A 26,992-nucleotide genomic window follows, 5' to 3' on the forward strand; every position below is an offset into this window, starting at 1 on the left:
TCCACCAGACCAAAATGAGGGAAACGAGGCATGAAGAGACAGAAACGCGATCGTCTGGAAAGGGCGCATTCGAGAGGGTATCAGGCAGGTATTTTAGGGCGTTCCAGGGAACATTGTCCCTACCAATCATCGGTGGACGCCCGGTCTCAATGGCTGGGAGGTTGGCGAGAAGCCATGGAAGACAGGGCTGTGACCGCTTAAGCGGCTCCCTGTCAAATAAAAGGAATAACCTCCGCCCTTGGCGGAGGTTTTTGTTTGTGCCGTTTACTCGTCCTGCCAGCGTTTCAGTAGAATACTCGCATTCACGCCGCCAAAGCCGAAGCCGTTCGATAAGGCGTAGGTCATATTCATCGATTCAGCCCGTTTCGCGACCAGGTGTAAACCTGCCGCCGCCGGATCGGGATTGTCCAGATTCAGCGTCGCGGGGGCGATCTGATCGCGCAGCGCCAAGGCGGTAAAGATGGTTTCCAGCCCCCCGGCGGCGCCGAGCAGGTGCCCGGTGGCGGATTTTGTCGAGGTTACCGCGATGCTCCCTGTCGTGCCAAACAGGTGTTTGATGGCATTGATTTCACCCAGATCGCCCACGGGCGTTGAGGTCGCGTGTGCGTTTAAATGCTGGACCTCTTCTGGGGCGACGTTCGCCTGTTTCAACGCGATTTTCATCGCCCGATAAGCACCGTTGCCGTCTTCGGCACCGGAGGTCATGTGGTAGGCGTCGGCGCTGGTGCCATAACCGACGATTTCCGCGAGCGGTGTGGCACCGCGCGCCCGCGCGTGTTCCAGCGTTTCAATCACCAGCATGCCGGCACCTTCCCCCATGACAAATCCGTCCCGTGCACTGTCGAAAGGCCGGGAAGCCTGCCTTGCCAACTCGGCCGGTGCGGTGGACATAGCGCGCGCGGCGGCGAATCCGCCCAGGCTGACGGTGTCGATAGCGGCTTCGGTACCGCCGCACAGCGCGATATCGGCCTCATCATTGCGGATCAGACGCACAGCGTCGCCAATGGCTTGCACGCCGGCCGCACAGGCGGTGACCGGTGCGCCAATCGGGCCTTTGAAGTGATGCTTGATGGAAACATGGCCGGCCGCCAGATTGACCAGGAAAGAGGGGATGGTGAAGGGCGACAGGCGCTTGGCGCCGCGGTTGTCGGTGGTGCGTACCGCCTGGGCAATCGCCGGGAAGCCGCCAATGCCTGAGGCGATGACGGTGGCGGTGCGCTCTTGTTTTTCCTCCGTATCGGCTATCCAGCCGGCCTGACGAATGGCTTCGTCCGCCGCCGCCATGGCAAACAGGATAAAGCGATCCATTTTCTTTTGGTCCTTGGGGGCGACGGAGGCGTCGGGGTTGAAGCCCGCTTCAGCATCCTGCGCCAGCGCCGGGACCTGTCCTCCGACCTTGACCGGTAAATCTGCAACGATCTCGTTAGGCAACGCTCGAATGCCGGATTCTCCTTTTAACAAACGTTGCCAGATGGCTTCAACACCGCACCCTAGCGGTGAAACGGCGCCCATGCCGGTAATGACGATACGACGATTGCTCATGATGGCTCCTTGGTAAATTCGGGTAAATCGGCGAGGCGCCGTTGCCGCATCAGTGCGGCGCGTTGATGTATGCCTTCATTTGCCGCAGGCCCTGGTGCCAACGTAATAAACTGCGGCGGCACCTGCTGTTGGGTATCGACATTGACCAATTGGAGCTGGATCGGCCGATCGGTGCGGCCGTCGACTAACAAGGCGCTAATGTCACCGTCGATCAAGTGGCGATTGCCCCATTCTGAGAGAGCTGCCAGCACGGGGAGAAAATCGTTGCCGCGTTCGGTGAGCAGATACTGATAGCGAACCGGCCGCGTTTGATAACGTTGCTTATGCAGAATGCCGTGGGCTACCAAATCCTTCAGTCGCCGGGCCAGGAGAGTCGGTGACATCCCCAGACTTTGTTGGAATTCGTCGAATTTGGATAACCCTTGAAAGGCATCACGCAGGATCAGGATGCTCCACCATTCTCCGACACGATCTAATGAACGTGCGACGGGGCAAGGTGCATCGCTAAAGCGGGTTTTTTGCATATCGGCTCTTGGTTGGTACATTTATTGTAGTTACATGGGTGGCTATACTAGGTGATTTTAAGGGGCAAGAAAATAACCGGATGCAAAAAACGCTATCGTGTCGATAGCTGGCTGTGGGGAGGGGGCTCAAACTGGCCTGTGGCTTTGACCGTTTCGGGTAGGAAAAGGGTAGAGACAGGAGGGATAAATCGGTTCGGTAGCGGGCGATTAAAGGAGGTAGGTGGTAAGAGAAAGAAATGCCATCACGCTGGGTGTGATGGCATGCGAAGAGCATTAGCAAAGAAGACGATGGCCGCCCTCTCGTCTGCGTGATTAGAACGCTGTGGTATCCTTGAACAGACCCACTTTCAGATCGGTGGCGGTATAGATCACTTCGCCGTCAACCAGCACTTCGCCATCGGCGACGCCCATGATCAGCTTACGGGTGATGACGCGTTTGAAGTTAATACGGTAGGTCACTTTTTTCGCGGTTGGCAGCACCTGGCCGGTAAACTTGACTTCACCAACGCCCAGCGCGCGGCCTTTGCCTTCGCCACCCAGCCAACCGAGGTAGAAACCAACCAACTGCCACATCGCATCCAGGCCCAGACAGCCTGGCATGACCGGATCGCCGATAAAGTGGCAACCGAAGAACCATAGGTCCGGATTAATATCCAGCTCCGCTTCCACATAACCTTTGTTGTGAGTCCCGCCGTCTTCGGTCATCTTGACCACGCGGTCCATCATCAACATGTTACCTGCCGGCAACGGTGGGCCACCGGCGCCGAACAGCTCGCCACGGCCGGATGCTTCGAGGTCTTCTTTCGTATAGGAATCGCGTTTATCTACCATGTTCTCAGTAAGCCTTATTTTAATGAAGGACGCAGGTTAGCTAACACGTGTACGCTGAACAAGTCCGATCAGCCGTGGTTGAACCAGTTGAGCCAGCGCAGCGGCCACGGACGACGGCGTTCCTGCAGGCTCACCTGCGCAATCCGTTCCTGAATGGCCGCCAACAAATTCGGCTGTTGTTCGTCAGAGTAGAGGCAACCTGTGAGCAAAGGCAAGGCTTCCGCCGCGCTCTCTACCGCCCACAGATGGAACTGCCCCTCGCGCACCGCATCGACGATATCTTGACGCAGACACAGATGGCGCACGTTGGTCACGGGCAATACGACACCCTGTTTGCCCGTCAGGCCGCGGCGTACACAAACCTCGAAGAAACCTTCGATCTTTTCGTTAACGCCACCTATCGGCTGTACGTTGCCGAATTGGTCGACGGAGCCGGTGACGGCGATCTGCTGGGTGATCGGTTGCTGTGACAGGGCGCTGACCAATGCGCATAGCTCAGCCAGCGAGGCGCTGTCACCGTCCACTTCACCATAAGATTGCTCAAAGACGATGGAAGCGGAGAAGGGCAGCTGCTGATCAAGATCCAGTTCGGCGATCAGAAACGCCTGCATGATCATCATGCCTTTAGCGTGCAGGTTGCCGCCCAGTTCGGCTTTGCGCTCGACGTCGGTGAACTCGCCGTCGCCGAGATGCACAACGCAACTGATCCGTGACGGTTCGCCAAAGCTGCGTGGATGACCGGGATAATCCAGGACTGACAGACCGTTGATCTGTCCGACCACTTCACCCTCGGTCTCAATCAGGATCTGACCCAACTCAATCTCATCCTGCATACGCTCGGCCAGATAGCTTTCACGCCATTCTCGGGCATTTAACGCCGCCTCGAACGCTTTGGCCGTAATGCGATCTTCTTCGGCATACAGTGCGGCTTCGGATAGCTGCTGGCCAAGCCAAACCGGCGAGAGTGGCAGAATGCCCTGATCGCCACTGTAACGCACCGCCTGGACGATCAGCGGCGGCCAGGCGTCGTTCGCCAGCATCGGCAATTGCTGGTCGGCAATCACGCCGTTGACGTAACCGCACCACTGCGCCATATCATCAACTTCAGTCAGCTGCAGATCGTCTTCGAATTCACCGTAGATCGCTTGTTCACTCAGTTCCGGCTCGATATCGTGAAAATCGGCCAGGCCGTGACGGTCGCCGACTACAATCAGCCGCAGATCCAGCGGCATCGGTGGAATGGCTACCGGCAGCGGGCGGGTTTCGTCTGGCGAAACCCAGTGGAACTGGCGCTGGCCGATCATTTGCTTCAGCCGCAGCCACAGCAACGGCTGAGCAAGCAGCGCCCGTGCCGACAGAATCAGAATGCCACCGTTGGCCTGGTGCACCAGACCCGGCTGCAGGGTAATGTCGCCATTGTGGATCCGTACGCAGCCAAACAGCTGTTCCGGCTCAATCCACTCTTGGAACAGACAAGCGCCGCCGGCGGCAAAAGGTTCATCGCCACGGCTGGCAGGCTCGACGCTGACCTTGCCATCCTGAATGACATAGTGGCTGCCGCGGCATGCCGTATTTTTCGGCAGCAGTGGTTTGACGGCGTGAGCGATCAGTTCCAGATACTCTCGCGTTTCTTGCGCTTTCAACAGCATGAAACGCGGTGGCGATTGGGGGTGGCAAAATAGCGTCAGGGCATTTTCCAGCCGAGGCTGAATGGCGGAAAAGGGCACGGGTGCCAACTGAGCGGCGGTATCAAATATCGCCTGATAAGGCGTTACGTCCGGCAATAAAGATTGCCATTCAAGTCGGTTATTGGTCAAAGTGTTAGATGCAATCGTTAAAAAGGGAAAGGGCGATTATACAAGAATAACGGCGGCTTGATACATGTGGAGTGCCAGTTGGCATCAGGGAGTTTGACATCGCGCGGTGACTGTGCAAAAAACAGTCTAAAAGACGGTTTAATTGCCGGGGAAATTCGGCGCAAAGCTGTTATGCTTATTTGAAGTTACGCGGTCACTGAAGAGCTCAAGATGAAATATCAGCAACTGGAAAATCTGGAGAGCGGTTGGAAATGGAAGTACCTAGTGAAAAAGCATCGGGAAGGGGAACTCATTACCCGCTACATTGAAAACAGCGCTGCTCAGGAGGCGGTTAACGAGCTGCTGAAGCTGGAAAATGAGCCGGTAAAGGTACTTGCATGGATTGCCGCTCATATGAATCCGGAACTGGATAACCGGATGAAACAAACGATCCGCGCCCGCCGCAAACGTCATTTTAACGCAGAACATCAGCATACGCGTAAAAAATCTATCGATCTGGAGTTTTTGGTTTGGCAACGATTGGCTGCCCTGGCGCGCCGCCGTGGCGTTACGCTGTCGGAAACCGTCGTGCAGCTTATCGAAGACGCTGAACGCAAAGAAAAGTATGCGAACCAGATGTCGTCGTTGAAAGAAGACTTGAAGGCGATTCTTGGCAAAGATCCAAAGTAAGCGCGTGAGAACGCCTCTATGGCGCCAGGCATTGAATGTTCTGGCAACAAGAGGACGAAAAAAAACCCCGCATTGGCGGGGTTTTTTATTAGGCGAGTAAACTTAGCCCTGAGGCTGAGTTACAACGTCTTTAATACCTTTAACTTCGATCTCTACGCGACGATCTGGTGCCAGGCAAGCGATCTGAGCTTTGGTAGCGCGGCCAGATTTGTAGCCACAGGTGTTGCCTGTAACTGCATCTGCTTCACCCATACCACGTGCAGAGATTTTGTCTGACGGGATGCCTTTGGAGACCAGGTAGTCAACAACGCTCTGTGCGCGTTGTTCAGACAGTTTCTGGTTGTACTGGTCAGAACCAACGGCGTCGGTGTAGCCCAGAACAACTACGGAGCCGTCTTTAGGATCCATGGAGCTCAGCTGGGTGTACAGCTGATCCAGAGCCTGCTGGCCTTCTGCTTTCAGAGTCGATTTGTTGAAGTTGAACAGCACGTCAGACTTCAGAGTGAAACGCTTGGTTTCAACAACTGGAGCTGGAGCCGGAGCTGGTGCTGGAGCAACTACGTCATCCTGACCGAAGCGGTAAGAAACGCCCAGGCTCAGCATGGTGTTGTCTGGACGTGCGCCAACGGTACCTGCGTCACCGATGTTGCTTACGAACTGGTAATCCAAGCGGGTAGCCCAGTTTTTGGTCAGTGCGTATTCAACACCAACAGCAGCCAGCGGAGAAACGCCGGTGTCGTGGTCGCTCAGACGCTGACCAGTACGGCCGTAGTTAGCTTTGGAGTCTGCACGCCATACCATACCACCCAGACGAGTGTAGATGTCCAGATCGTCAGCAATTGGGTAGCTCAGTTTAGCGGCCAGTTGAACGCCCTGCGCTTTGAAAGCACCGTTGTTCACGCTGCCTTTGTAAGGCATGCGGCCGAGCCAGTCATAGCCCAGCTCGAAGCCCAGGTATTGGTTTGCCTGGTAGCCCAGGAACGCGCCGGCACCCAGCTGATCTTTATGGGTTGGGCCGTTGCCGATACCGTTCTGGTAACCGTTGCCGTAGAAGCCAACGTCATGGTACTGGGACCAGCCCAGTTTAGCACCGGTGTACCAGGTGTTATCTTTTGGAGCGGCTTGCGCTACGGTAGCGAAACCTGCCAGTGCCACTGCTAATGCGATAGCTGTCTTTTTCATTTTGCGCCTCGTTATCATCCAAATAGGCAATGAGCTTTAAAGCTGTTTAAGCCCTTGGTTAAATTCCTTCGCCAAGGTTTAAGCCCTCGTTTGTTACTCGCCAGTTTTTCTGACGTTATAGAGCAACCTTGGCGATGTAAAGTCTACAACGTGGCGCGAAAGTTACAAGTGTGATGTGATAAGGCTCTAAAAAAAAACGCGGAATCGTACATATTTGCTAACATTCTTAGCCTAAAAAAGCGGCGATTCATCGAGCGTTTTTGCCTGCCAAACCGCAGCCGGACTCGCTTTTTGCCTTCCCCCACAAAGGTTCCGCTTAGGGGGTGCGAAAATGATGGGAAAAATCCTAAATTTACTTAATGATACAAAGAAGAGTGAATTTTTAGGGTGGAACAGTGTCCGTGAGTCGGGCTAATGTCACGTTGAGGGCGCATGATAAACCCATAGGCATTACCCAATTCTGCCGCACGTCTTAATTTTAGACGATCCTCCTCCGTTAGCTCGGGCAACCAGCCGAGAACCACGCTGTAATTTCCCGTTTGCAGCGCTTTTTCCATCGCCTCGACCGTATTCACCGGGCTGATCTGGCTCAATTGCACCATTTTATCTACGGGCAGGCCGGATTGCTGCAGCCATTGCTTGCTTAATTTTTGCTGCGGCGTCAGCCACAGAAGCCAGCGAGACTGCTTGCCCAATTGCAGCAGCAGGGGCAACAGTAATTGAGCCACTGCGGGCTGGCGCTCGTTGTAAACAAGTTCACTGATCAAGCCATTCTCTTTGCCGATATCCGTGTTCTTCGCAACATTGCGCGTTGTATAAGAGCCATGGCCGAAATGAGGTTGGTAGAGTGATTGAGTACGCATAAAGTTCCCGCCCGTCGTGTTACTGTATGTTTATACAGTATCCCTGATTTAGGATAAGATCAACTCAAATTTTCGTAACGGCTCGCATAATTGCGATCATTTTTTGTACCGACGATTTTTGTGATTGGCAGGCGGGCGGATAGTGCGTATTTTTCTAATTAGTTGTTCACGTTACTTTTTTCATTGATGAGAGAAATAATACGGCCAGAACCTAAAAAGGAGGAACGCTATGAAAAGGATGTCGACGAGAAGAATCGCGCAGGCTAAAAATTGCTTTGCGGCGCTGGGCGCCATCACAACACGATCACAGTTTGGCGGCTATGGGTTGCTGGCTGAAGGGGTAATGTTTGCGGTGGTAGCTGAAGGTGAATTGTACTTGCGGGCTACGGCGAGCATGGAACCGGCCTTTCGTGCTCGGGGCATGGTCAATATGGTCTATTCCAAGCGCGGTGTGCCCATCACCTTGCGCTATTACTGGGTTGACGAGTCGCTGTGGCGGGAACGCAACGAGCTGGTAGGGCTGGCCTGGCAGGCCATCAGGGAAGCACGCCGAGAGCAGCGGCTCAAGGCTGGCGATCACGGCAGATTGAAGGCGTTGCCAAATATAGATGTCAACATGGAGCGCTTGCTATGGCGAGCGGGTATTCGCAATGCCTATGACCTGCGGCTGCATGGCGCTAAACGTAGCTATCTTCGCTTGCTGCAACAGCAGACCAATCTGGGTCTGCGCGTGCTGCTGTCGCTGGGCGGCGCGATAGCCGGTTATCATCAGGCGGCATTGCCGACCGAATTGCGTAACGAATTGGTGCGCTGGTTCGATCATACGATGGCTATGCGCCGCTATGGGCATGAGCCAGTAGTTCAGGGCCCATCAAGCGGGCCCTGAATAATTAGGTTGCCTTATTGATTTGGGTATGGAGTGCGGTGAGTTCCGGCAGCAGCTCGAGCATTAGCCCCACCTGCTGCAAGACCAACTGTTCTTTGCTTTCAGGTTCTGGAACGGCTTTACGAATACGCTCCGCCAGCTGTTCCAGCGCTTGCGCAATGCGCTGGCTGTTCCGTTCTTCCTGATGCAAGGCGCCGTCCACGTAACACACGGCATCATTGAGCAGATCGAGTGTGGCAGGGGTATTCAACCGCTCGCGGTGCGCCCCCAACGCCGAGATATAACTCAGAAGAGTGTGGTTCAGGCAGAGCAGACGGAAGGCGGCTTCTTGCAACGCCTTGTCGGCCTTGGGATCGGCGGACATGTTGGAGATGACCGAAGCCAGTTCTGCATCGCTGTTGTGGGCATCTCGCCGCGCGATGCGGTAAGCGAGCCCGTTATCCTTACCCTGATGATATTGCACCAGAATGGCGTCCAGATAGCGACAGTTGGCATTCAGCGTTTTATCCACTATCGCCGGCAGTTGGCGGAACTTCCAGTCCGGCCAGATAAAGCTGACCGCCGCCCAGGCGATGGCGCAACCCAACAAGGTATCGTAAACGCGCGGGGCTGCTACTTCGAAACCTTCACCCAACAGGTTAAAGCACAGCAACACAAGCAGCGTAATGAACATCGTTGCATGGGCATACTGCACGGTGCGAAAAGCGAAGAACAGGACACCGGTGATGACGATCAACACCAGTTGTCCTTCTACGGAAGGCACGAAATAGAGGATTGGCAGGCCGATCAGGATACCGGCCAGAGTGCCGATGATGCGCAGCGCCAGGCGCCGGCGGGTTGCGTTGTAGTTCGGTTGACAGACGAACAGGCTGGTCAACAGGATCCAGTAACCGTGTTGCATACCGGTGAACTGGATGAAGGCGTAACCCACACACAGCACTACCGACATGCGGATCGCATGGCGGAACAGGGCCGACTGCGGCGTCAAATGGCGGCTGATGCGCAGTCGGATGTCGCTCCAGCCGGTTAAGCGATCGTCGGCCAGGCTGTTCTCTTCCGCCTGCCCGCTGGCCAGCGTTTGCTCTGACTCGATATTGGCCAGCTGCGCATCGATCGCATGCAGGTTTTTCAGCAGGTGCGCCAGCGCTTTGGTTTGCTCTGAATTGCCCTGGGTTTCGGCTATGCGTGCCAAGGCCTCCTGAATGCGGCTGAAGGCTGGCTCAAAACGCGGGTTGTGCTGGTATTTTTGCCGCAGCAGGATCGATTGTGCCAGCTGGCGGCAGGCGCGCGCCTGCATGCTCAGCAAACGCTGGAAGCGGAATAAAATATCGCTATGACGGAATTGCCGGCTGAGCGCGTGGTACTGAACATGGGAAGAGCTGGCGCGTTCGTGGATATCCTGCGCGACAAAATAGTAGTGCAAGGTGCGGCGGGTACCGCGTTGGCCGCGATCGCCTTTCAGGCGCGTCAGCAGCGAGGCTTTGGTCTGGTTCAGCAACGCGACCAACGCGCTGTTGGCCATCGCGACATCCATCCATGGCAGGTCGGCGTCGCGTTCGGCGTCGGGATCGAACAGGTTGGCCTTGGCATCCAGATAGTTGGCCAGCTGCTCGTAGCAGCGCGCCAGGTTCTCTTGCAGCGGCCGGATAGGGAACAGCAGGTGGCCCGCCAGCGTCAGCAGGTTATACCACAGCGCGCCGATCACCAGCAGCAGCGGTTGCTGATACCAGGCATCGTACATGGCGGTGCCGAGCATGGTGTAAACCGCGATCAGCAGCGCGCCGAAGGCGATGGTGGCGTAACGTTGCCCTAAGGCGCCCAGCAGGATAAAACCGCAGGTTGAGGTGGTTAAACCAAGGGCGAACAACCAGGGATAGGGAAACAGCAGCTCGATTGAAGCGGAGGCGACAAAGAAGCACACCAACGTGATCAGCAGGTTGCGTAACCTGCCGGCCAGGCGGTCGTCCAAATCGGTCAGTGCCGCTGCCACCACGCCCAGCGTCAGCGGGATAGTCAGCTTGGGAATGCCCAGCCACCAGGGAACGGCGGTGGTGCCGATCAGCGCAATAAGAATGCGCAGGTGGTACAGCAGATTGCTGTTGTAGGTATAACGACGTACTGCGGGTGCAAAAGAGAGCACAAAAAACTCCTTAAACGGAGAAAAAATTAACGCTGATGATAGTGGCGGCGAGCATTCTCAATACGCGCTTGCTGAGCCATTTCTACCGAGACGACGCGGCGCCCCACCGGCCACAGCGCGATGGCGGCTATTTTGAAATTGGCGATACCGACCGGAATGCCGATGATTGAAACGCATTGCACGATACCGGCGGCGATGTGTGACAGGCACAGCCACCAGCCGAACAGCACCAGCCAGATAATGTTGAGCAGTGAGCCGCCGGCGGAGAGCAGCGCATTGCTTTTCTCCGGGTACAGTTCATCGACATGTATCGCCTCGTTGCCGAACGGCACCAGCGACAGCTTGGTGATTTCCCAGCAGGAGCGAGTGAGCGGCAGCGTGATGACCAGCAGCACGCTGAACACTGTCGCAATGAGCCAGCCTAGCGTGGTGAAGAAACCGCCCAACACAAAATTAAGAATATTCAGTACAGTACGCATAGACGTCATTCTGCTCTAATGATAGCCAAACCGCGATGCGGGCGTATTCACGATAAAAACGCAAAATCTATTCTACCCTTTTTTTAGCGCTAGAGTGCCACTGCTTATCGCAGGTAAACTGGCAGATATCCGTTATTTACTCTCAACATAGTCATGGCGCGACGATATGGAACTTAAAGCGACATCGCTGGGGAAACACCTGGCTCAGCACCCTTATAACCGCGTGCGGTTGCTGCACGCCGGCGTTGAGGTGAGCGGGGAAAAACATGAATACCTGATCCCCTTCAATCAACTGATTCAGGTCAGGTGCAAGCGTGGCATCGTCTGGGGCGAGCTGGAATTTGAATTGCCGGACGAAAAAGTGGTGCGGCTGCACGGTACCGAATGGCAGGAAACGCAGCGTTTTTATCACTATCTGCAGCAGGCGTGGCAGCACTGGAGCGCCGAAATGAGTGAGGTCAGCGCCGGCGTGCTGCAACAGCAGGTGGCACAGATTCAGCGCATTGAGCAGCAAGATAAATGGTTCAAAAAGTCTGAGCTGGGCAAGCTGCAGCAGCAAATTCGTGAGGCTTTCTCCGCGCTGCCGATGCCGGTAGCGCGCCTGGATGAATTCGATAACTGCCGGGCCGATTACCATCTGTGTCTGCAATGGCTGCAGCAGGGGCAACGCAGCGTTGAACAACGCAACCGGCAGTGGACCGATCGCATGCTGGAGCAACATCACGACTTCTTCCAGATCGTCGAGAGCTCGCCGCTCAACGACGCCCAGAGCAGGGCGGTGGTCAATGGCGAGGATTCCGTGCTGGTGTTGGCCGGCGCCGGCAGCGGCAAAACGTCGGTGCTGGTGGCGCGCGCCGGCTGGCTGCTGCGCCGTCAGGAGGCGGAGCCGGGGCAAATCTTGCTGTTGGCGTTCGGCCGCCAGGCCGCCGGCGAGATGAACGACCGCATCAAAGAACGTTTGGGCGATGTCGGTATTCAGGCCAAGACCTTCCATGCCTTGGCGCTGCAAATCATTCAACAAGGCAGCCGCAAAGCGCCGGCCATCAGCCGGTTGGAAACCGATGCCAACGCGCGCAAAGCGCTGCTGATTACCCATTGGCGCCAACAGTGCGCGGAGAAGAAAGCCCAGGCCAAGGGGTGGCGTCAATGGTTGACTGAGGAGCTGGAATGGGAAGTGCCGGAAGGCGACTTCTGGCAGGATAAACGCCTCGCGGATCGGCTGGCGGGCCGGCTCGAGCGGTGGCTGGGGTTGATGCGCATGCACGGCGGCAGCCAGGCGGAAATGATCGAGCAGGCGGATGAAGACATCCGCGATCTGTTTTCGAAACGCATCCGGCTGATGGCGCCGCTGCTGAAAGCCTGGAAAAGCGCCTTGAAAGAGGAAGGGGCGGTGGACTTCTCCGGCCTGATCCATCAGGCAGTCAACATTCTCGACAAGGGGCGCTTCGTCAGCCCGTGGAAACATATTCTGGTCGACGAATTTCAGGATATCTCACCGCAGCGTGCGTTATTGCTGGCGGCATTGCGCCGACAGAACAAGCAGACCTGCCTGTTTGCGGTGGGGGATGACTGGCAGGCGATTTATCGCTTCAGTGGCGCAGAGTTGACGTTAACCACGGCTTTTTCCACCCACTTCGGCGAAGGGGCGCAGTGCGCGCTGGACACGACTTATCGCTTCAACGAACGTATCGGCGAGGTGGCCAACCGGTTCGTGCAGCAAAATCCGCACCAGCTGAAAAAGCCGCTCAACAGCCTGAGCAAGGGCAATAAAAAGTCGGTGGCGATCTTGCCGCACGAGCAGTTGGAACCCTTACTGGACAAGCTGAGCGGCTACGCCAAGCCGGATGAACGCATCCTGGTGCTGGCACGTTACCATCATCTGAAACCGGAAGCGTTGGCGAAAGCGGCCACCCGCTGGCCTAAACTGAATCTGGAGTTTATGACCATCCACGCCAGCAAGGGGCAGCAGGCGGAATACGTCATCATTGCCGGTTTGCATGAGGGGCGTGACGGTTTCCCCGCCGTGGCGCGCGAGTCGGTGTTGGAAGAGGTGCTACTGCCACGGCCGGAGGATTTCCCGGATGCCGAAGAACGCCGTCTGCTGTATGTCGCGTTAACTCGCGCTAAACATCAGGTATGGCTGTTGCAGGATCGTGAGCACCCTTCGGTATTCGTTGAACACCTGCAGGATCTTGGCGTACCGGTGCAGAAAAAACCGTAAGCTCGGGCCTGGCGGCAGCCAGGCCGTGAGGACTACTTCAGGCGGTCTTGCAGGTAGCGCTGATAGTCGGGGATAGCGATCTCCACCTCGCTTTTGAACAGCGGAGAGTCGATCAGAAAGTCCGCGGTCGAGCGGTTGGTGGCCACCGGAATATTCCATACGGTCGCCAGCCGTAGCAGCGCCTTCACGTCCGGATCGTGCGGCACTGCGTTCAACGGATCCCAGAAGAAGATCAGCATGTCTATCTTGCCTTCCGCAATCAGTGCGCCAACCTGCTGATCGCCGCCCATCGGGCCACTCAGCATGCTGGTGACGGGAATGCCGCTGGCGCGCTGTATCAGGTTGCCGGTCGTACCGGTGGCGTACAGCTGATGCTGCGACAGAATAGTCTTGTGGCTTTCTACCCACTCCAACAGGGCCTGTTTGCGGTGATCGTGCGCCACCAGCGCAATGTGTTTGCGCGCGGCGATAGTGCGGGTAGTCAATTCCATCTCGGTGTCCTTCGCTAATCAGGGGGATGTGCGACAGATTACTGAAACTGTTTTTCACTGCCTAGCGTTTGCGCCTGAAAATGCGAAGAAAAGGCGCCTTTGCGGGGAAAGACGCCGGGAGGGATCAGCGAATCGGTTGTTTATTGGCCCAGCGCAGGAAGCGCTTCTGTGTTTCCTTGTCGGCCTGTTGGAACCAGTATTGCAACATCTGTTCCGACACGTTTTCACCTTTCAACGTCACCGTCGGGGCATTCAGCGGTGCGCCGGCCAACGCGGGGGTTGAGGGATTGCCTGCGTTCGCCTGCACAAAGGTCGGAACGGAGGCTGGGCGGTTCTGGCGGTTGTAATCGGTCATCACCTTTTCCAAATCGGTATTGAAGGTGATGCTGTCGGGATGCAGCGCATCATGCCGGAATGGCAAGGCGTTGCCGTCTTTATCGACCACCAGATAATTTAACGTTCTGTCAAAGCGTTGCGCATCACGATCGTTCTCGATGCGCGGCAGTTCGATCGCTACTTGGCTGATCTTTTGCGTATTGAAGCTGGCAACCAGCGGCAGGGAGGTATAGGCCTGTGTATGCTGGCCGGAACGTACGGTTTTGGTCACTTTAAACAGCAACTGGTGCTGCCCGCCATCCAGTTCAAGGCTGTCGGCACCTTTTAACAACGAACCTGTCATTTTCTTGCCGTCGACCACCAGCAGGTCGATGTCCGGGGAGAGTTTCAGGGTCGTAGCCGCGGCAGGCATACTGATGCTGAGCAACGCCGCAACCACCAGACCAAATTTCATCATTATCTCCTTATAAAGTGACGTAGCTCTAAGTGTTGAACACGGCATAGGTTGTGTCAAAATTTTTCAATCGGGTATTTTGTTTACATTTTTACATATTTTATCGCGATTAGACACGACCGTGCGCAGCTGAACCGCGACAGCCTCTGACCATAAGATTGCGGTGAAGTTTCCTTCGCATTAGCGTTTAACCGAGCGAATGTCGATCGGTTACACTCGAAATGGAAAGTGACGCAGTGATAAACGGGAGTTGAAGATGCAAGATCAAGAGATTGTTGAGCTGTTGCAGCAGGTGAAAACCATCGCGCTGGTCGGCGCCAGCGATAACCCGTCGCGGCCCAGTTATGGTGTGATGGCATATCTGTTGGCACAAGGGTATCAGGTGATCCCGGTCAGCCCAAAACTGGCGGGGCAGACGCTGCTGGGGCAGCAGGTTTACCCTACGCTGGCCGCTATCCTACAGCCGGTGGATATGGTTGACGTGTTTCGCAATTCGGAGGCGGCTTACGGCGTGGCGCAAGAGGCGATAGCGATCGGCGCCAGAGCGCTGTGGTTGCAGATAGGGGTGATCAACGATCAGGCGGCAGCGCTGGCGCAAGAGGCTGGGCTGCGCGTGGTGATGGATCGCTGCCCAAAAATAGAGATCCCGCGTTTAGGGCTGGAGCGCTAAATAAAAAAAGGGCCAGGCGCGATGCCGGGCCCTCTCGGAGTTTCTCAGGTCTTGGCGCGGTCAATTGCGCAAACGTGGCGCCTGTAACTGGTGACGGATAGATTCCGCCAGTTCATCCAGCGATGGTTGCTCGGGATGTGCTTCCTGGGGCTCGCCATCCAGCTGCGCTTCCGCCAGATAGGTGTGCACCGGTTGGCCTTCCTCGTCTTCCATCACCACGTGGTACCAAGGGGCGGAACGCAGTTCGTCGTTCGCCGCTATCTCGTCAGCTTTGGGTTGTTCTAAAGAGTATTCTGGGTCGATATCGATAACGACCCCCAAATACCCCAGCAGTTTATGCCTAACCTGTTGTCCGATACCGAATTTGCTGGCAATCATGATGACCTCCTGAGAAACAATGCCTTGCTCATATATGGGGGGCAAGGCAGCGCATTTCAAGTTACATCACCCGACAAGCGAAGCCTTTCAGATACAGCCCCTCAGGATACGTGGCGATCACCGGGTGATCGGCAGCCTGGCGGAACTGCTCTATAAATTGTACATCACGTCCGGCATCTACAGCGGCATCGGCCAAAATTTTCTGGAACAGGTCGGTCGGCATCAGGCCGGAGCAAGAGAAGCTGAGCAGAATGCCGCCTGGATTCAGCAACTGCAGCGCCAGCATGTTGATGTCTTTGTAGCCGCGGCAGGCGCTGGCCAGCTGATTCTTGTTCTCGACGAACTTAGGCGGATCCATGATGATCAGATCGAATTTTTCGCCTTGAGCGCGGTAGTTGCGCAGCAGCTGGAACACGTCATCGCGAACGAACTCCGCCTTGTTCAGATCAAGCTTGTTGAGTTCGACGTTCTGTTTGGCGATGTCCAGCGCCGCCTGCGAAGTATCCACGCTGATCACCTGCGCGCAGCCGCCCATCAGAGCGGAAACGGCGAAGGCGCCGGTGTAGGAGAAGCAGTTCAGCACTCGACGGCCGGCAGAGTAGTTCCGCGCCGCCAGGCGGCTGTCGCGTTGGTCGAGGTAGAAACCGGTCTTGTGCCCTTGCTGAATGTCCACCAGCAGCTTCATGCCGTGCTCGGTAATAGGCAGCAGTTCCGGCGGCAGATCGCCCAGCACCGGGCCCTGCGCCAGCGGCAGGCCTTCTTTTTTACGCACCGCAACGTCGGAGCGATCGTAAATCGAACATTCCGGGTAGCAATGCTGCAGGGCGGAAAGCAGGGCCGGGCGCTGGTATTCGGCACCGGCGGACAGCAGCTGCAGCACCAGGAAATTCTGGAAGCGATCGATAGTGATGCCCGGCAGGCCGTCGGACTCGCCGGCGATCAGGCGGTATCCGTCCAGACCGTCACGCTGCGCGACCCAATCACGCCAGCTTTGCGCTTGCTGCAGGCGGCGAATGAAGAAATCGATGTTAATCTCTTCATCCTGTTGGAAAGTCCAGACGCGTGCGCGGATCTGCGACTCGGGCGAATAGGCGCCGCGCGCCAGCCACTTGCCCTGGCTGTCGAGAATATCGATGGTTTCACCGGAGAGGGCTTTACCCTCAACACGTTGAACGGCGCCGGAGAACACCCAAGGGTGGCGACGGAGTAAGGACTTTTCACGTCCTTTGGCGAGATGTAAGCGCATGGTTAAACTACTTTTTATTCAATGGGTTAATTGGCGGGTTTGAAGAATTGCCAAAATAAGTTCGTCATCATAGCTGAATCTTACGGTGTTCACTACCGCGTTGGCTCGGATTGTATCGCGTTATCTCTGCTGACGTCACACCGAAGAGAGAGAAAGTGCAGCCGTCAAACTGAAGAAATGACAGCTTAAATAGGTGTATTATAGCGAGGTAGAGGTGAACGCACGTCGATTAGCGTGTGAAGGCGCCTCGTTACCTGTAGGCGCCGATATTCGTCTGAGGCATTATGCTTTATAGGAAATAAGGCTGAATAGTAATGTTTTATTTTAATTAAGAGTGTTGCTGATTGTTTTTAAGATATGAATTGAAGGGAGTGCACCAGTGAGGATTTTTTTGTTTTTAATTTTTTTTATGACGACTAACACAGTATTAGCTAACGAGTGGGTTTTTCATGGTGATGAAAACGCTATAAGTGATGGAGTATTAAAGATTTCGGTTCAGGCTGGGCATTATAAAATTTCATTTCCACCCACTGCGAACCCAAACTCAGGTGCTGTGTTGATTAACGGCGAGCGATTTTACGGCAACCGTTATTTTGGATTCGACGGCGAGCAAGCGGACAAAATGATTGATAGGTTATTAAAGGTAAAAAATGCTCGGGTTGAATATGATGATCGTTTTAAAACGAAAGTCGTTCGCAAGTTGGTTGATTTATCTGATATTACATCATCCCTCGATAATTTGAAAAAAAATCATTGACGCCTCTCATATAATCGTCAATGGAGCAGATGGCTTTACTCGAAATAGGAATAGCGCTACCGCTTGGTTGTCCGACGGTAAGTGTAACAACGACGGCGGGTCGACGGTGCGCTTTCTTGTGAGCAAGCAGAGCCTATCATTCAAGGGGGGGGAGATTAATTTGTTAATTAATTTTTTGATTTATATCGTTTTTGTTGTCGTGGTAATTGACTTCAGGCTGTCGTTTTCCTCACGGAGGAAAGCCTATCCTTCTGGCGACGATTTGTAAGTTTTTTGTAAGTTTTTTGTGATTTTTAGGTTTTTTCGCATTGACAAAAATCTTAACTTAATCTGTTATTGAGCACCTGATGTTTATTGTTTAGATGTTAGGATTTTTCTTAAATGACTAAAGAAAGAAGCTTATCGTTTGATTTTTTGAAAGGGTTGCTTATCTTGCTTGTCATCGTGGGACATGTATTGCCTGGCAGTGCTGATGTTGGTTTACGTGGGGCAATATATTATTTCCATATGCCGCTTTTTCTAGGGGTGACGGGCTACTTTGTTCGGCGCTATTTTCTTGATGGCGGCGTGATTAGTGTGCTGAAAAAGTATCAGTGGCGAATGATAATTCCTTATGTGTTGGCGTTCGTTGTTTACAGTGTTTATTCTCTCTACTCCTCAGAAGAAGTAGGCTTAAAGCAACTCATCGGTCTATTTCTCTACCCCTACTATCATCTTTGGTATATCCCAGCAGTGATCATATTTGTGCTATATACTATGGTCATTTACAAGAGTAATTTCTTACTCGGTTTCTTTTTGTTAACTTCCGCCATATTGTCTATTGTCTGGTACTGTTACGCCGACACGCTGGAAAACCAATATGCCTGGCTGAAATTCATTGGTGATAAGCGTTTCTATTATTACTACTCCTTCTTTTTATTAGGCTTCTTGGTGGGGGATAAGAATTTTTACGGTAATCCGCTGGCATTGTTCGCTATCGCGTTGGCCGTAGGTATATTAGGGTATTATGAACCGAGCGGGGCACTACTGGATGCCGCCTCATGGTTTGCATTTAATGCTGCGCTGTTGTTGTTGATGCTGAGTTTGTGTAAGCGCCTGAAGCTAAGAATTGAGGGCATAGTGGTCAAAATGGGGCAGGTATCTCTGCCTATTTATCTTTGGCATGTGTTACCCATTTTGCTTGTCGGAGCAATGGTCGATAAGGATACGTCAGGTTTTTATCTCAGCGTAACGGCCATTATTTTCGCTCTGATCATCATATTTATCCGCTTGCGTGGCAAAAGCAGATTTATCGACTCTTTCTTTTACGGGGAAAGGGGCAACTGGCTACCCGCCGAAAAATAGAACGTCTGTCCCGGCCGAGGGGACTCGGTCGTCTACTTTTTACATAAGCCTCTATTAGACAAATTGTTGTCCTATGGCTCCCCGTCTTTTATCTTTTGATTGAGTTTCTATACTCAATACATCCTTATTCTTTAGACAAGACAACAGGGGGCGATTATGACACAAGTTTGCATTGCGGCGTATGTGTATGGCGTGGTGCAGGGGGTAGGGTTCCGCTATTCCACTCAGCGGCAGGCCGAGGCGTTGGGGGTGACCGGCTATGCGCGCAATCTCGATGACGGCAGCGTTCAGGTGGTGGCCTGCGGCACACAGGCGCAGGTGGATAAGCTGGTGGAGTGGTTGAAACAGGGCGGCCCGCGCAGCGCGCGCGTTGAACGCGTGCTGGTGGAGCCGCAGGGGGGGGCCGATTACGCCGGGTTTGGCATTCGCTATTAAATGTTCGCCTGCAGCGGTGCTGCGGGCTGAGCGGTCAGATGCATTTCACCGGTTTCGGCAAGCCGGCGATTTTGGTGGCTTGTTTGGCCGGCCCTTTCGGGAACAGGCGATACAGATAGCGGCTATTGCCTTTTTCTTCGCCGTATTTCTGCGCCATGGCTTTGACCAGCATGCGAATAGCCGGCGACGTATTGAATTCCTGATAGAAGTCGCGCACGAAGCGCACCACTTCCCAGTGTGCTTCGGTGAGCACGATCTCTTCCTGCGCGGCCAGCAGCGGCGCCAGGCCCTCATGCCAGTCGGCGCTGTTTTTCAGATAGCCCTGCGCGTCAGTGTCGATAACCTGACCTTCAAACTCCAACATACTGCCTCGATAACGGATAATTCGGAACGGCCGCCAGTTTAGCAAATTTTTTCGGCCGCAAAAAACAAAGCCCCGCCGGAGCGGGGCCTGGAAGGCATGCGTAACGCGCGATCAGTTGCTGCGGGCGAAACCCAGAATGCTCAACAGGCTGATGAACATGTTGTAGAGCGACACGTACAGGCTAACGGTGGCGCGAATGTAGTTGGTCTCACCGCCGTGAATGATGTTGCTGGTTTCCCACAGGATCGCGCCGGCGGAGAACAGGATGAACAGCGCGCTGATAGCCAGGTGCAGAGCAGGGATCTGCAGGAACAGGTTGGCGATCACCGCTACCAGCAGCACCACAAAACCGGCCATCATCATGCCGGACAGGAACGACATGTCTTTACGGGTGGTCAGCACATACGCCGAGCAGCAGAAGAACACCGCGGCGGTGCCGCCCAGCGCCAGCATGATCAGATCGCCCGCGCCGGCGTTCAGGAACGAACTGAGGATCGGGCCGAGGGCGTATCCCATGAAACCGGTCAGCGCGAAAGCTGCCAGAATGCCCGTCGGGCTGTTGGCCAGTTTATGGGTCAGGAACATCAGGCCGTAGAAACCGACCAGCATCAGCAGCAAGCCTGGCGCAGGCAGACCCAACATTGTACTGGCGGTCGCGGTCAGGGCTGAGAAAGCCAGGGTCAGGGATAACAGGAAATAGGTGTTGCGCAGGACTTTATGCGTGCTGAGCAGCGAGTCGCGCGAAGAAGATGAGACGACAATGCGGTCCATAATGCTCTCTCTTATCAGGCCATCACAAAATAATCCCGATGATAGGCAGCGCAAGGGCTTGATTAAAGTTTGTTTACCAATCTTTACCCTTAGTTATCATTATGGCAACAGCGGGGTGGGTGTTCGTTTGATCGCCGCTTGCTTTGCCTGCGGCGATTTTTCGTGCGGTTGAACGCGTTCGGGCTTTACAAGCGAATAAGGTCTGTTTATAGTGCGCGTCGTTGCGGAGGGGTGGCCGAGTGGCTGAAGGCAACGGTCTTGAAAACCGTCGACGGGAAACCGTTCCAGAGTTCGAATCTCTGCTCCTCCGCCATACATTCTGACCCCGTGCTCTCTGAGCACGGGGTTTTTTGCTTTTGCGTGCGGATAAACCGGGGCGCTTCTGCAGGAAACGCGATCGGCTATTGATAAGGGCCATGCGTCGGTGAGATTATGCACCTATCAAGGCTGGCCGCTCGGATGCCTGCTGTTGCCAGGCGTTACCGGTGCGACAAGCAACGCCGCCTTATCAATTTTGCTTAATGCTCTTATGGAGACAGAGATGAACTGGTATCAAGTCGCCTTATGGACCATGATCTTTTTGAAGTCCGGCGCTTTCCTGGTGTTCGTATGGTGGTGGATGTTCAAACGCGCGACCAAACCCTATGAGCGTCCGAAAGACGTCGTGGTCGACGAGACGCCGTATGACGATAGCCTTACGATGGAAGAGGTGATGAAGAATCACGGCATCGTACGGACTGAAAAGCCGCTCTGATCGTCGAATGTCTGTGTTGCTATCAACCCGAGCCTGTGGCGCTCGGGTTTTTTATTCCCGCCGTTACTCGCGATGCATCTCTTTTCCCCCATCTTGTTTGACCCCTGTAGCGATTTATTTAAATGAATTATCCTTCAGTATATTTTTTAATATACTTTAAAGGTGGGTTTTATATTGATAGGGAAAGATATATTTTTCTCTGAAAAATTCATCCTTATCAACTGGGCGAAGAAAATTCGGACGCTGTTTCTTGTGTGTCTGAATATTCATGTGCAGAGAGTGTCGCATTCTCGGGCTACTCCTATAGCGGTAGGTCGGATAATTTTTAAGGTAGGGGAAAAGTAAACCTTACGTGAGGGGAGGAAGGGGGTTAAGGAATCTAAGATTTTTCTCTGTGTGTGTTTTTTCTTTTTATATCAATGGTTTTTTTGTTTTTTATGCCACAAGCGCTTTTATGAGGAAATGGCGGCGCTCATTGAACCCGCGCAGTAAGCAGCCTGTCGTACTCACTCTTTTAAGGCGCACATCCTTCCGGCCATTGCTCGATTCATTTTTTTATTGTCATGAAAATTATTTGATTCGATGTTGCAATTTTTTTGTTTTTGGAATTAATATGTCCTGCATCTGGCGGTGAATGAGATTTTTCCCATGCCGGATATCTTTTGGAATACACTTGGATATATATAAATATATACCGTCGCATATAAACTTTTAGATGGCAGGATGCTGTCAATACTCTGCTATTGCCTAAGCTTCGTTAGCCTCTAAACGGTTTAATGGTGTAGGTCATTTTATATATGCTCTCTCAGCGAAGAAAGTAATGGGGTTTATTATGATTAAGCAAGGCATCTCTTTGGCGGTATTGGCTGCCGCGTTAACATCTGTGGGCGCAACGGCGGCAGATAATTCCGCCGGTGGCGTTATTTCGTTTAGCGGTGCCGTTACGGATACCACTTGTACCATCAATGGCGGGAAAAGCGCCGATTTTACCGTTGCGCTCAGCCCGATTTCCGTGACTGATGCGGGCACCGTGGTCGGCCCCATCACCAAAAACAAGAAATCTTTCTCGCTGACGTTCTCCGGCTGCACGCCGGCGGCGGGAACGGCCGGTACGCCGCTGAAGATCTACTTCTCTTCGGCGAATAATATCTCTACCGACGGGAAATATCTGCTGAACAGCTCCGTGAATGAAAGCGACGCCGCCGTAGCGAAAAACGTCGGTTTTTCTCTGGCTGAGCCGGGTTCATCTACGCCGATTCCATTGAACGTGCCTTATGTCACCAAGATCAAAGGCGATAAAACGGCGCCGGATGCCGAAACGCTGACGCTGGACGCCTATTACTACAAGACCAATGCGTTGGAAGCAAAAGTGGGGGAATTGAGTTCCAACGTGACTTACACCATTTCTTACCTGTAATTGCAATTAAGCCAGGCCTACGCCCAAGGCAAAGGCCTGGCTTCTGGGGTGACTATGAAACAGTGCTTAATCTTTGCTGGATTGTTTCTCAGCAGCTTTTGCGCCGATGCCAATATTGTAATTAATGGAACGCGCGTTATTTATCCGGAAAAAAACAAGGATGTTATCGTTCAGTTAGTCAACAATGGTGACGATCCGGCACTGGTGCAGGCATGGATTGATGACGGTGATATAAACTCGACGCCTGAAATGGCAAACGTGCCGTTCTTGTTATCCCCGCCGGTTGTGAAAGTTGCCGGAAATAATGGCCAGCAATTACGCATACAAAAAATGAGCGCGGCGCTTCCTGGCGATCGTGAGTCGGTATTTTATTTGAATGTGCTGGATATCCCGCCTACGCCGGAGAATTTGCAGGGCGTCAATACGCTGCAATTAGCCATCAAATCACGCATCAAGCTATTTTATCGTCCGGCAGGGCTAACCGGCAGTGTCAATAACATCACCGACTTCATTGAACTCCAGGCGGCGGGGAAGGGATTTAAGATTATCAACAAAGGCCCTTACTATTTTACGTTGGCCAATGTTGATCAGAAAGGCAAAAAGAATCTGTTGGTCGACTCAGTGATGATCGGGCCGTATTCCAGCCTCTTTGCCCCGACCAAAGTTGGCGTGAGCCGGAATATCCCCTACACCCTGCTCTATATCGACGACCTGGGGGCTTATAAATCTAAAGCCATTACAGCCCGCTAACGTGAAGAACGGCCATGAAGCTTAAACTAAAATTGCTTTCGATACTGACCGCATCTGTATTCATACCGTTAAATAAAGCATCGGCGATGAAATTCGACACTTCTCTATTGGCCGGTGCGTCCAGCGAATCCGATCTGTCGCGTTTTTACCTCAATAATGACATGCCGGCAGGCACGCAAACGGTCGACGTGTATGTCAACCAGAGTTGGAAAGGGCGGTTCTCGTTGCAGTTCGGCGAACATAAAGGCGATATTCGCATCGCCCATCGTGACGCCGCCCTGTTGGGCATCGATATGAGTAGTTTGCCCATCGGGGTGGACAAGGGGCCGATCCCCGTCCAAACGTTGGTGCAAGGAGGAAGGGCGGACTTCGATGTGGGGACGTTGAGCCTTAAGCTGACGGTGCCCCAGTCGCGAGTGATTCGCGCAGAGGCCGGCTATGTTGACGCCAAATTTTGGGATCGCGGCGTGCCTGCGTTGCTGCTGGCCTATAACGCCACCTATTACCACGTGCAGTCGTTGCAGGGCGACAAGGCGTCAAACGACGATTTCTATACCGGTTTGGAATCGGGGGTCAATCTGGCGGGTTGGCAATTCAGAGACAGCAGCAATTTCCGCAGCAGTTCGCGGCAAGGCAGCGATTGGCAAAATAATACCCGCTATGTGCAGCGTGGCTTCGCCACCATAAAATCGAACCTGACGATGGGCGATTTCTATTCGCCGGGTGATTTGTTCGACTCGATTCGGGTGCGGGGCGGCGCTTTAGCCTCGGATATCAACATGCGGCCCAATTCGCAGCAGGGCTTTTCGCCGATAGTACGGGGCGTGGCGCAGAGCAATGCCCTGGTGAAAGTATTGCAAAACGGCAACCTCATCTATCAGGAGAACGTGCCGCCGGGCGCCTTTACGCTGGACAATATATTGCCGACCGGTTCTGCGGGTGATCTGTTGGTCGTGGTCAGGGAAGCCGACGGGCGGGAACAATCCTTTACCGTGCCGTTTTCCGCCGTTCCCAACATGTTGAAGCAGGGCGTCAGCAAATATGGCCTGGTTGCCGGTAAGGTCAATCAGGCGGATACCGACTATGCGCCCGCTTTCGTGCAGGGCACGCTGCAGTACGGCTTCAATAATCTGGTCACCGGTTACGCCGGTACGATCCTCAGCGAGGACTATCGCGCCTGGCTGCTGGGCAGTGGCTGGAATCTGCCGTTCGGCGCGGTATCCGTCGATGTGACTCAGGCCTCGACGCATTTGCAGGATCGCAATGAGAATGGGCAAAGTTTTCGGATCGCCTACAGCAAGTTTTTGGACGCTACCGCAACCAACTTCACGCTGGCGGCATACCGTTATTCGACCAAAGGTTATTACAGTTTCAACGATGCCATCTACACCCATCAAGGCTACCGCGAGCGTGACAAGCGCTTTCACGATTATTGGAACGATCGGGATGACGATGAGCTTGCCCCGCTGGATTTGAATACCTGGGACGCCGTTCGCGCCGCTCGTCCGCGCAATACCTTCAATTTGAACCTGAATCAGAGGCTCGCAGACGGGTGGGGCACGCTCTATTTCTCCGGCACCCAGCGCGACTATTGGTCGGATACGAATAAAAGCCGGGAATACCAGCTCGGGTATTCAAACGCCTTCGCGCGTGTCAGTTACAACATTTCCGCGAGTCGCGTGAGAAATTCCGATCGCAAAGAAGAGACGCGGTTTTATCTCTCTCTGAGCGTGCCGTTGTCGATGTTCGACAACAATGCCTATCTCAGCACCAGCTTATCCGCCACCGATTCGCACTATCAGCAAAGCTCGCTGAGCCTGAGCGGCAATGCGCTGGAATCAAACCGTCTGAGTTATGCGCTTGCCGGCAGCAATCAAAGCGGCGGCAACAGCATGGCGAGCGTGAATGCCGCCTATCGCGCCAACGCGACGACCGTTGGCGGCTCCTACAGTGTATCATCAGACTATCGACAGTTGGGCATGAGCGCCCGCGGCAGCCTGGTGGCGATCCCTTGGCATTTGCTGGCGTCCAACGAAATGGGCAACACCATGATGGTGGTGGACGCGCCCAAGGCCAAAGGGCTGATGGTGAACGGCGACGAGAGCATCGTCACTAACGACGAAGGGCTGGCTTTGGTGCCTTACGCCACGCCTTACCGGCAAAACTCCGTGACATTGTCGGATACCGGCAACAGTTCCGGCGCCGAGATTGTCGGCAATATCGCCAACAGCGTGCCCTATGCCGGCGCCGTCAACTATTTGAGATTCGAAACCGATCGGCGTCGGCCCTATACGCTGCGCGCTTTTAAGCGCGGCAATAAGCCCCTGCCATTTGGTGCGGAGGTGGCGGATCAAAGCGGGCATGCCATTGGCTTCGTCGGGCAGGCCAGCGTCCTGTATCTGCGGGTGGAGCAGCAGCCAACGTCGCTGGAGGTCAGGCTGAATGACGGTGTCTGCAAGATTGAACGCCCGAAAATCTCGATGGACAGCGCAGCCAACACATGTCGATAAAAGGATAATTACACCATGCTCAGGATACTCGCACTGACCCTGTCCCTGTTGTTCAGCGGTTACAGTTACGCTTCATGCTACGGCAACGGCATCCAATATGCGCCGCCTATCTACGTCGATTTGTCGGATAAGCTCAGCGATAAAACACCGGTCTGGGAAGGCAGTTTTTATACGCAATACAGCGGTTCATTCAGTTGTTCAACCTCGAGCAGCGAATTCGGCTATACGCGCATCCTGTCAACCGACAGCACAAAGGCGACCATTCTGGGATTCAACAACGGTAAATATTGGATACGCGCGGAAATAACCAACGACATCGCCAACAAAAAACTTAGCGGTTGGGGATCGCACTCCGCTTCGGAATTGAATCAGCCGATGAATATTCGTTTCAGTCTGGTCAGCAAGACGGGAACATCGATACCCGGCGACACGGTTAGCCTTAAGGACGTGATGTTCGTGACCGATCTGAGCGGGATGTCCTTGCTGGAGATCATTTTGTGGCCCGCCAAGCAGTTGGTGAAGATTTTGACCTGGCTGCTCAACGGTTTCAATTGGCCCTACGATCAGCGCGACATGTACGGGCAGCCGATGACCATCAAGTATGCGCCCAAGATGACGACCTGCACTTTCGACAATGCCGGCCTGGCGGTAAAGTTGCCGACGCTGGGGATATCGCAGATTACTCAGGGGGCGCAAAATGGCCTGACGCCCTTTACGCTGAATTTCAGCTGCCAGAATCGGCAAAGCGGCGGCACGGCCGATCGGGATATCAATATGTTTTTATCCAGCAATAATCTGTTGTCTTCGGATAATACGGTTTTGATTGATAAAAGCGCTGAGGCGGCAAAAGGCATTGGCATCCGGCTGGTCAAGACGGCTTCGCCGAATAATCCCGTCACGCTGTCGCTTTCCAGCGTGACGCCAGGCGCGGCGACTTCATTATTTCACGTGGGAACCGGCAATGCCTTGGGTGCGCAATTTTCCATCGGCATGGCGGCCTATTATTATCCTTACAGCCCCACCGCAATGAGCAGCGGGGGAATTAACACATCGGCTACGCTTAACATTATATATAAATAATTCTTTTGTTATTTTTAATAATAAAAAACAGGTTGCCACATATAAGAAAAATCTTAACATGGTAATTGGTGGCGAATATTA

Annotated in this window: 27 protein-coding genes and 1 tRNA gene; 14 read left to right on the plus strand and 14 right to left on the minus strand. The window is 54.0% G+C overall.

Translation table 11 applies throughout. The features are described from left to right. Positions 1-30 precede the first annotated feature (30 nt). On the plus strand, positions 31-201 hold the full coding sequence (gene rmf, locus ACJ8PN_RS04300; protein ID WP_004928150.1) for a ribosome modulation factor: 171 nt from the start codon (positions 31-33) through the stop codon (positions 199-201). Positions 202-264: 63 nt separating this feature from the next. Here rmf and fabF read toward each other — a convergent pair whose 3' ends face one another. From fabF to ACJ8PN_RS04320, 4 genes are all read right to left on the minus strand, one after another. Beyond that, positions 265-1,542: a beta-ketoacyl-ACP synthase II gene (fabF, locus tag ACJ8PN_RS04305; RefSeq protein ID WP_351106695.1), complete on the minus strand. Its 1,278-nt coding sequence runs from the start codon at positions 1,540-1,542 to the stop codon at positions 265-267. Next, entirely contained in the window at positions 1,539-2,066 is a 528-nt protein-coding gene (locus ACJ8PN_RS04310) for a winged helix-turn-helix transcriptional regulator (RefSeq protein WP_351106697.1), read from the minus strand. The genes fabF and ACJ8PN_RS04310 overlap by 4 nt, the downstream gene beginning before the upstream one ends. Positions 2,067-2,378: 312 nt before the next feature. Beyond that, positions 2,379-2,897: a bifunctional 3-hydroxydecanoyl-ACP dehydratase/trans-2-decenoyl-ACP isomerase gene (gene fabA, locus ACJ8PN_RS04315; protein WP_004928144.1), complete on the minus strand. Its 519-nt coding sequence runs from the start codon at positions 2,895-2,897 to the stop codon at positions 2,379-2,381. A gap of 68 nt (positions 2,898-2,965) precedes the next feature. Next, complete coding sequence (locus ACJ8PN_RS04320; RefSeq protein ID WP_033633428.1) at positions 2,966-4,714, minus strand: AAA family ATPase; 1,749 nt, start codon at positions 4,712-4,714, stop codon at positions 2,966-2,968. Between the two features lie 210 nt (positions 4,715-4,924). On the opposite strand from ACJ8PN_RS04320, the gene matP reads away from it, so the two are divergent. Then, positions 4,925-5,383, plus strand: a complete 459-nt coding sequence (gene matP, locus ACJ8PN_RS04325; protein ID WP_004928138.1) for a macrodomain Ter protein MatP — start codon at positions 4,925-4,927, stop codon at positions 5,381-5,383. A gap of 102 nt (positions 5,384-5,485) precedes the next feature. Here the strand turns inward: matP and ompA are convergent, their stop codons facing one another. Together ompA and sulA are read right to left on the minus strand one after the other, a co-directional pair. After that, positions 5,486-6,565 carry a porin OmpA gene (gene ompA / locus ACJ8PN_RS04330; RefSeq protein WP_004928134.1) on the minus strand — a complete coding sequence of 360 codons (1,080 nt, stop codon included), beginning with the start codon at positions 6,563-6,565 and terminating at the stop codon, positions 5,486-5,488. 356 nt (positions 6,566-6,921) lie between these two features. Continuing rightward, entirely contained in the window at positions 6,922-7,428 is a 507-nt protein-coding gene (gene sulA / locus ACJ8PN_RS04335; protein WP_015377359.1) for an SOS-induced cell division inhibitor SulA, read from the minus strand. Positions 7,429-7,657: 229 nt separating this feature from the next. On the opposite strand from sulA, the gene ACJ8PN_RS04340 reads away from it, so the two are divergent. After that, positions 7,658-8,314: a TfoX/Sxy family DNA transformation protein gene (locus tag ACJ8PN_RS04340; protein WP_171453721.1), complete on the plus strand. Its 657-nt coding sequence runs from the start codon at positions 7,658-7,660 to the stop codon at positions 8,312-8,314. A gap of 4 nt (positions 8,315-8,318) precedes the next feature. Here ACJ8PN_RS04340 and yccS read toward each other — a convergent pair whose 3' ends face one another. After that, complete coding sequence (gene yccS, locus ACJ8PN_RS04345; protein ID WP_154870720.1) at positions 8,319-10,454, minus strand: YccS family putative transporter; 2,136 nt, start codon at positions 10,452-10,454, stop codon at positions 8,319-8,321. Between the two features lie 26 nt (positions 10,455-10,480). After that, positions 10,481-10,933 (minus strand): YccF domain-containing protein, encoded by a 453-nt coding sequence (locus ACJ8PN_RS04350; RefSeq protein WP_004928120.1) that lies wholly within the window; start codon positions 10,931-10,933, stop codon positions 10,481-10,483. A 166-nt stretch (positions 10,934-11,099) separates the two neighbouring features. Here ACJ8PN_RS04350 and helD point away from each other — a divergent pair, with 166 nt between their 5' ends. After that, positions 11,100-13,154: a DNA helicase IV gene (gene helD / locus ACJ8PN_RS04355; RefSeq protein ID WP_171453722.1), complete on the plus strand. Its 2,055-nt coding sequence runs from the start codon at positions 11,100-11,102 to the stop codon at positions 13,152-13,154. Positions 13,155-13,186: 32 nt separating this feature from the next. On the opposite strand, the gene ACJ8PN_RS04360 is transcribed toward helD, so the two are convergent. Further along, positions 13,187-13,645 carry a methylglyoxal synthase gene (locus ACJ8PN_RS04360; protein WP_004928114.1) on the minus strand — a complete coding sequence of 153 codons (459 nt, stop codon included), beginning with the start codon at positions 13,643-13,645 and terminating at the stop codon, positions 13,187-13,189. 124 nt (positions 13,646-13,769) lie between these two features. Next, positions 13,770-14,435 carry a DUF2057 family protein gene (locus ACJ8PN_RS04365; protein WP_171453723.1) on the minus strand — a complete coding sequence of 222 codons (666 nt, stop codon included), beginning with the start codon at positions 14,433-14,435 and terminating at the stop codon, positions 13,770-13,772. 256 nt (positions 14,436-14,691) lie between these two features. Between ACJ8PN_RS04365 and ACJ8PN_RS04370 the strand changes: the two genes are divergently transcribed. Further along, entirely contained in the window at positions 14,692-15,105 is a 414-nt protein-coding gene (locus ACJ8PN_RS04370; protein ID WP_171453724.1) for a CoA-binding protein, read from the plus strand. A gap of 60 nt (positions 15,106-15,165) precedes the next feature. On the opposite strand, the gene hspQ is transcribed toward ACJ8PN_RS04370, so the two are convergent. Together hspQ and rlmI are read right to left on the minus strand one after the other, a co-directional pair. Further along, positions 15,166-15,483, minus strand: a complete 318-nt coding sequence (hspQ, locus tag ACJ8PN_RS04375; RefSeq protein ID WP_004928104.1) for a heat shock protein HspQ — start codon at positions 15,481-15,483, stop codon at positions 15,166-15,168. 61 nt (positions 15,484-15,544) lie between these two features. Then, entirely contained in the window at positions 15,545-16,729 is a 1,185-nt protein-coding gene (gene rlmI / locus ACJ8PN_RS04380) for a 23S rRNA (cytosine(1962)-C(5))-methyltransferase RlmI (protein WP_171453725.1), read from the minus strand. 379 nt (positions 16,730-17,108) lie between these two features. Here rlmI and ACJ8PN_RS04385 point away from each other — a divergent pair, with 379 nt between their 5' ends. The 3 genes from ACJ8PN_RS04385 to yccX all read left to right on the plus strand — a co-directional run bounded on the left by ACJ8PN_RS04385 (position 17,109) and on the right by yccX (position 19,265). Further along, positions 17,109-17,486, plus strand: a complete 378-nt coding sequence (locus tag ACJ8PN_RS04385; protein WP_171453726.1) for a hypothetical protein — start codon at positions 17,109-17,111, stop codon at positions 17,484-17,486. A gap of 381 nt (positions 17,487-17,867) precedes the next feature. Next, the gene (locus ACJ8PN_RS04390; protein WP_171453727.1) at positions 17,868-18,830 is read left to right on the plus strand and encodes an acyltransferase family protein; all 963 of its coding nucleotides are present in this window, start codon (positions 17,868-17,870) and stop codon (positions 18,828-18,830) included. Between the two features lie 156 nt (positions 18,831-18,986). Further along, a complete protein-coding gene (gene yccX / locus ACJ8PN_RS04395; protein WP_049239714.1) occupies positions 18,987-19,265 on the plus strand; it encodes an acylphosphatase in 279 nt (92 codons plus the stop codon). A gap of 34 nt (positions 19,266-19,299) precedes the next feature. Here the strand turns inward: yccX and tusE are convergent, their stop codons facing one another. Next, the gene (gene tusE / locus ACJ8PN_RS04400) at positions 19,300-19,629 is read right to left on the minus strand and encodes a sulfurtransferase TusE (RefSeq protein ID WP_004928095.1); all 330 of its coding nucleotides are present in this window, start codon (positions 19,627-19,629) and stop codon (positions 19,300-19,302) included. A 111-nt stretch (positions 19,630-19,740) separates the two neighbouring features. Next, the gene (yccA, locus tag ACJ8PN_RS04405; protein WP_171453728.1) at positions 19,741-20,400 is read right to left on the minus strand and encodes an FtsH protease modulator YccA; all 660 of its coding nucleotides are present in this window, start codon (positions 20,398-20,400) and stop codon (positions 19,741-19,743) included. 225 nt (positions 20,401-20,625) lie between these two features. Here yccA and ACJ8PN_RS04410 point away from each other — a divergent pair. From ACJ8PN_RS04410 to ACJ8PN_RS04435, 6 genes are all read left to right on the plus strand, one after another. Then, a tRNA-Ser gene (locus tag ACJ8PN_RS04410) sits at positions 20,626-20,713 on the plus strand. Positions 20,714-20,941: 228 nt separating this feature from the next. Beyond that, complete coding sequence (locus ACJ8PN_RS04415; protein WP_004928089.1) at positions 20,942-21,154, plus strand: hypothetical protein; 213 nt, start codon at positions 20,942-20,944, stop codon at positions 21,152-21,154. 820 nt (positions 21,155-21,974) lie between these two features. Then, positions 21,975-22,571, plus strand: a complete 597-nt coding sequence (locus tag ACJ8PN_RS04420) for a fimbrial protein (protein ID WP_369825806.1) — start codon at positions 21,975-21,977, stop codon at positions 22,569-22,571. Between the two features lie 54 nt (positions 22,572-22,625). Beyond that, complete coding sequence (locus tag ACJ8PN_RS04425) at positions 22,626-23,321, plus strand: fimbrial biogenesis chaperone (protein WP_442534634.1); 696 nt, start codon at positions 22,626-22,628, stop codon at positions 23,319-23,321. Positions 23,322-23,335: 14 nt separating this feature from the next. Continuing rightward, on the plus strand, positions 23,336-25,831 hold the full coding sequence (locus ACJ8PN_RS04430; protein ID WP_171453730.1) for a fimbria/pilus outer membrane usher protein: 2,496 nt from the start codon (positions 23,336-23,338) through the stop codon (positions 25,829-25,831). A gap of 15 nt (positions 25,832-25,846) precedes the next feature. Then, entirely contained in the window at positions 25,847-26,911 is a 1,065-nt protein-coding gene (locus ACJ8PN_RS04435) for a fimbrial protein (protein ID WP_171453731.1), read from the plus strand. Positions 26,912-26,992: the final 81 nt, after the last annotated feature.

This window comes from Serratia sp. CY76391 (assembly GCF_052166695.1).
Classification (GTDB): Bacteria; Pseudomonadota; Gammaproteobacteria; order Enterobacterales; family Enterobacteriaceae; genus Serratia; species Serratia nematodiphila.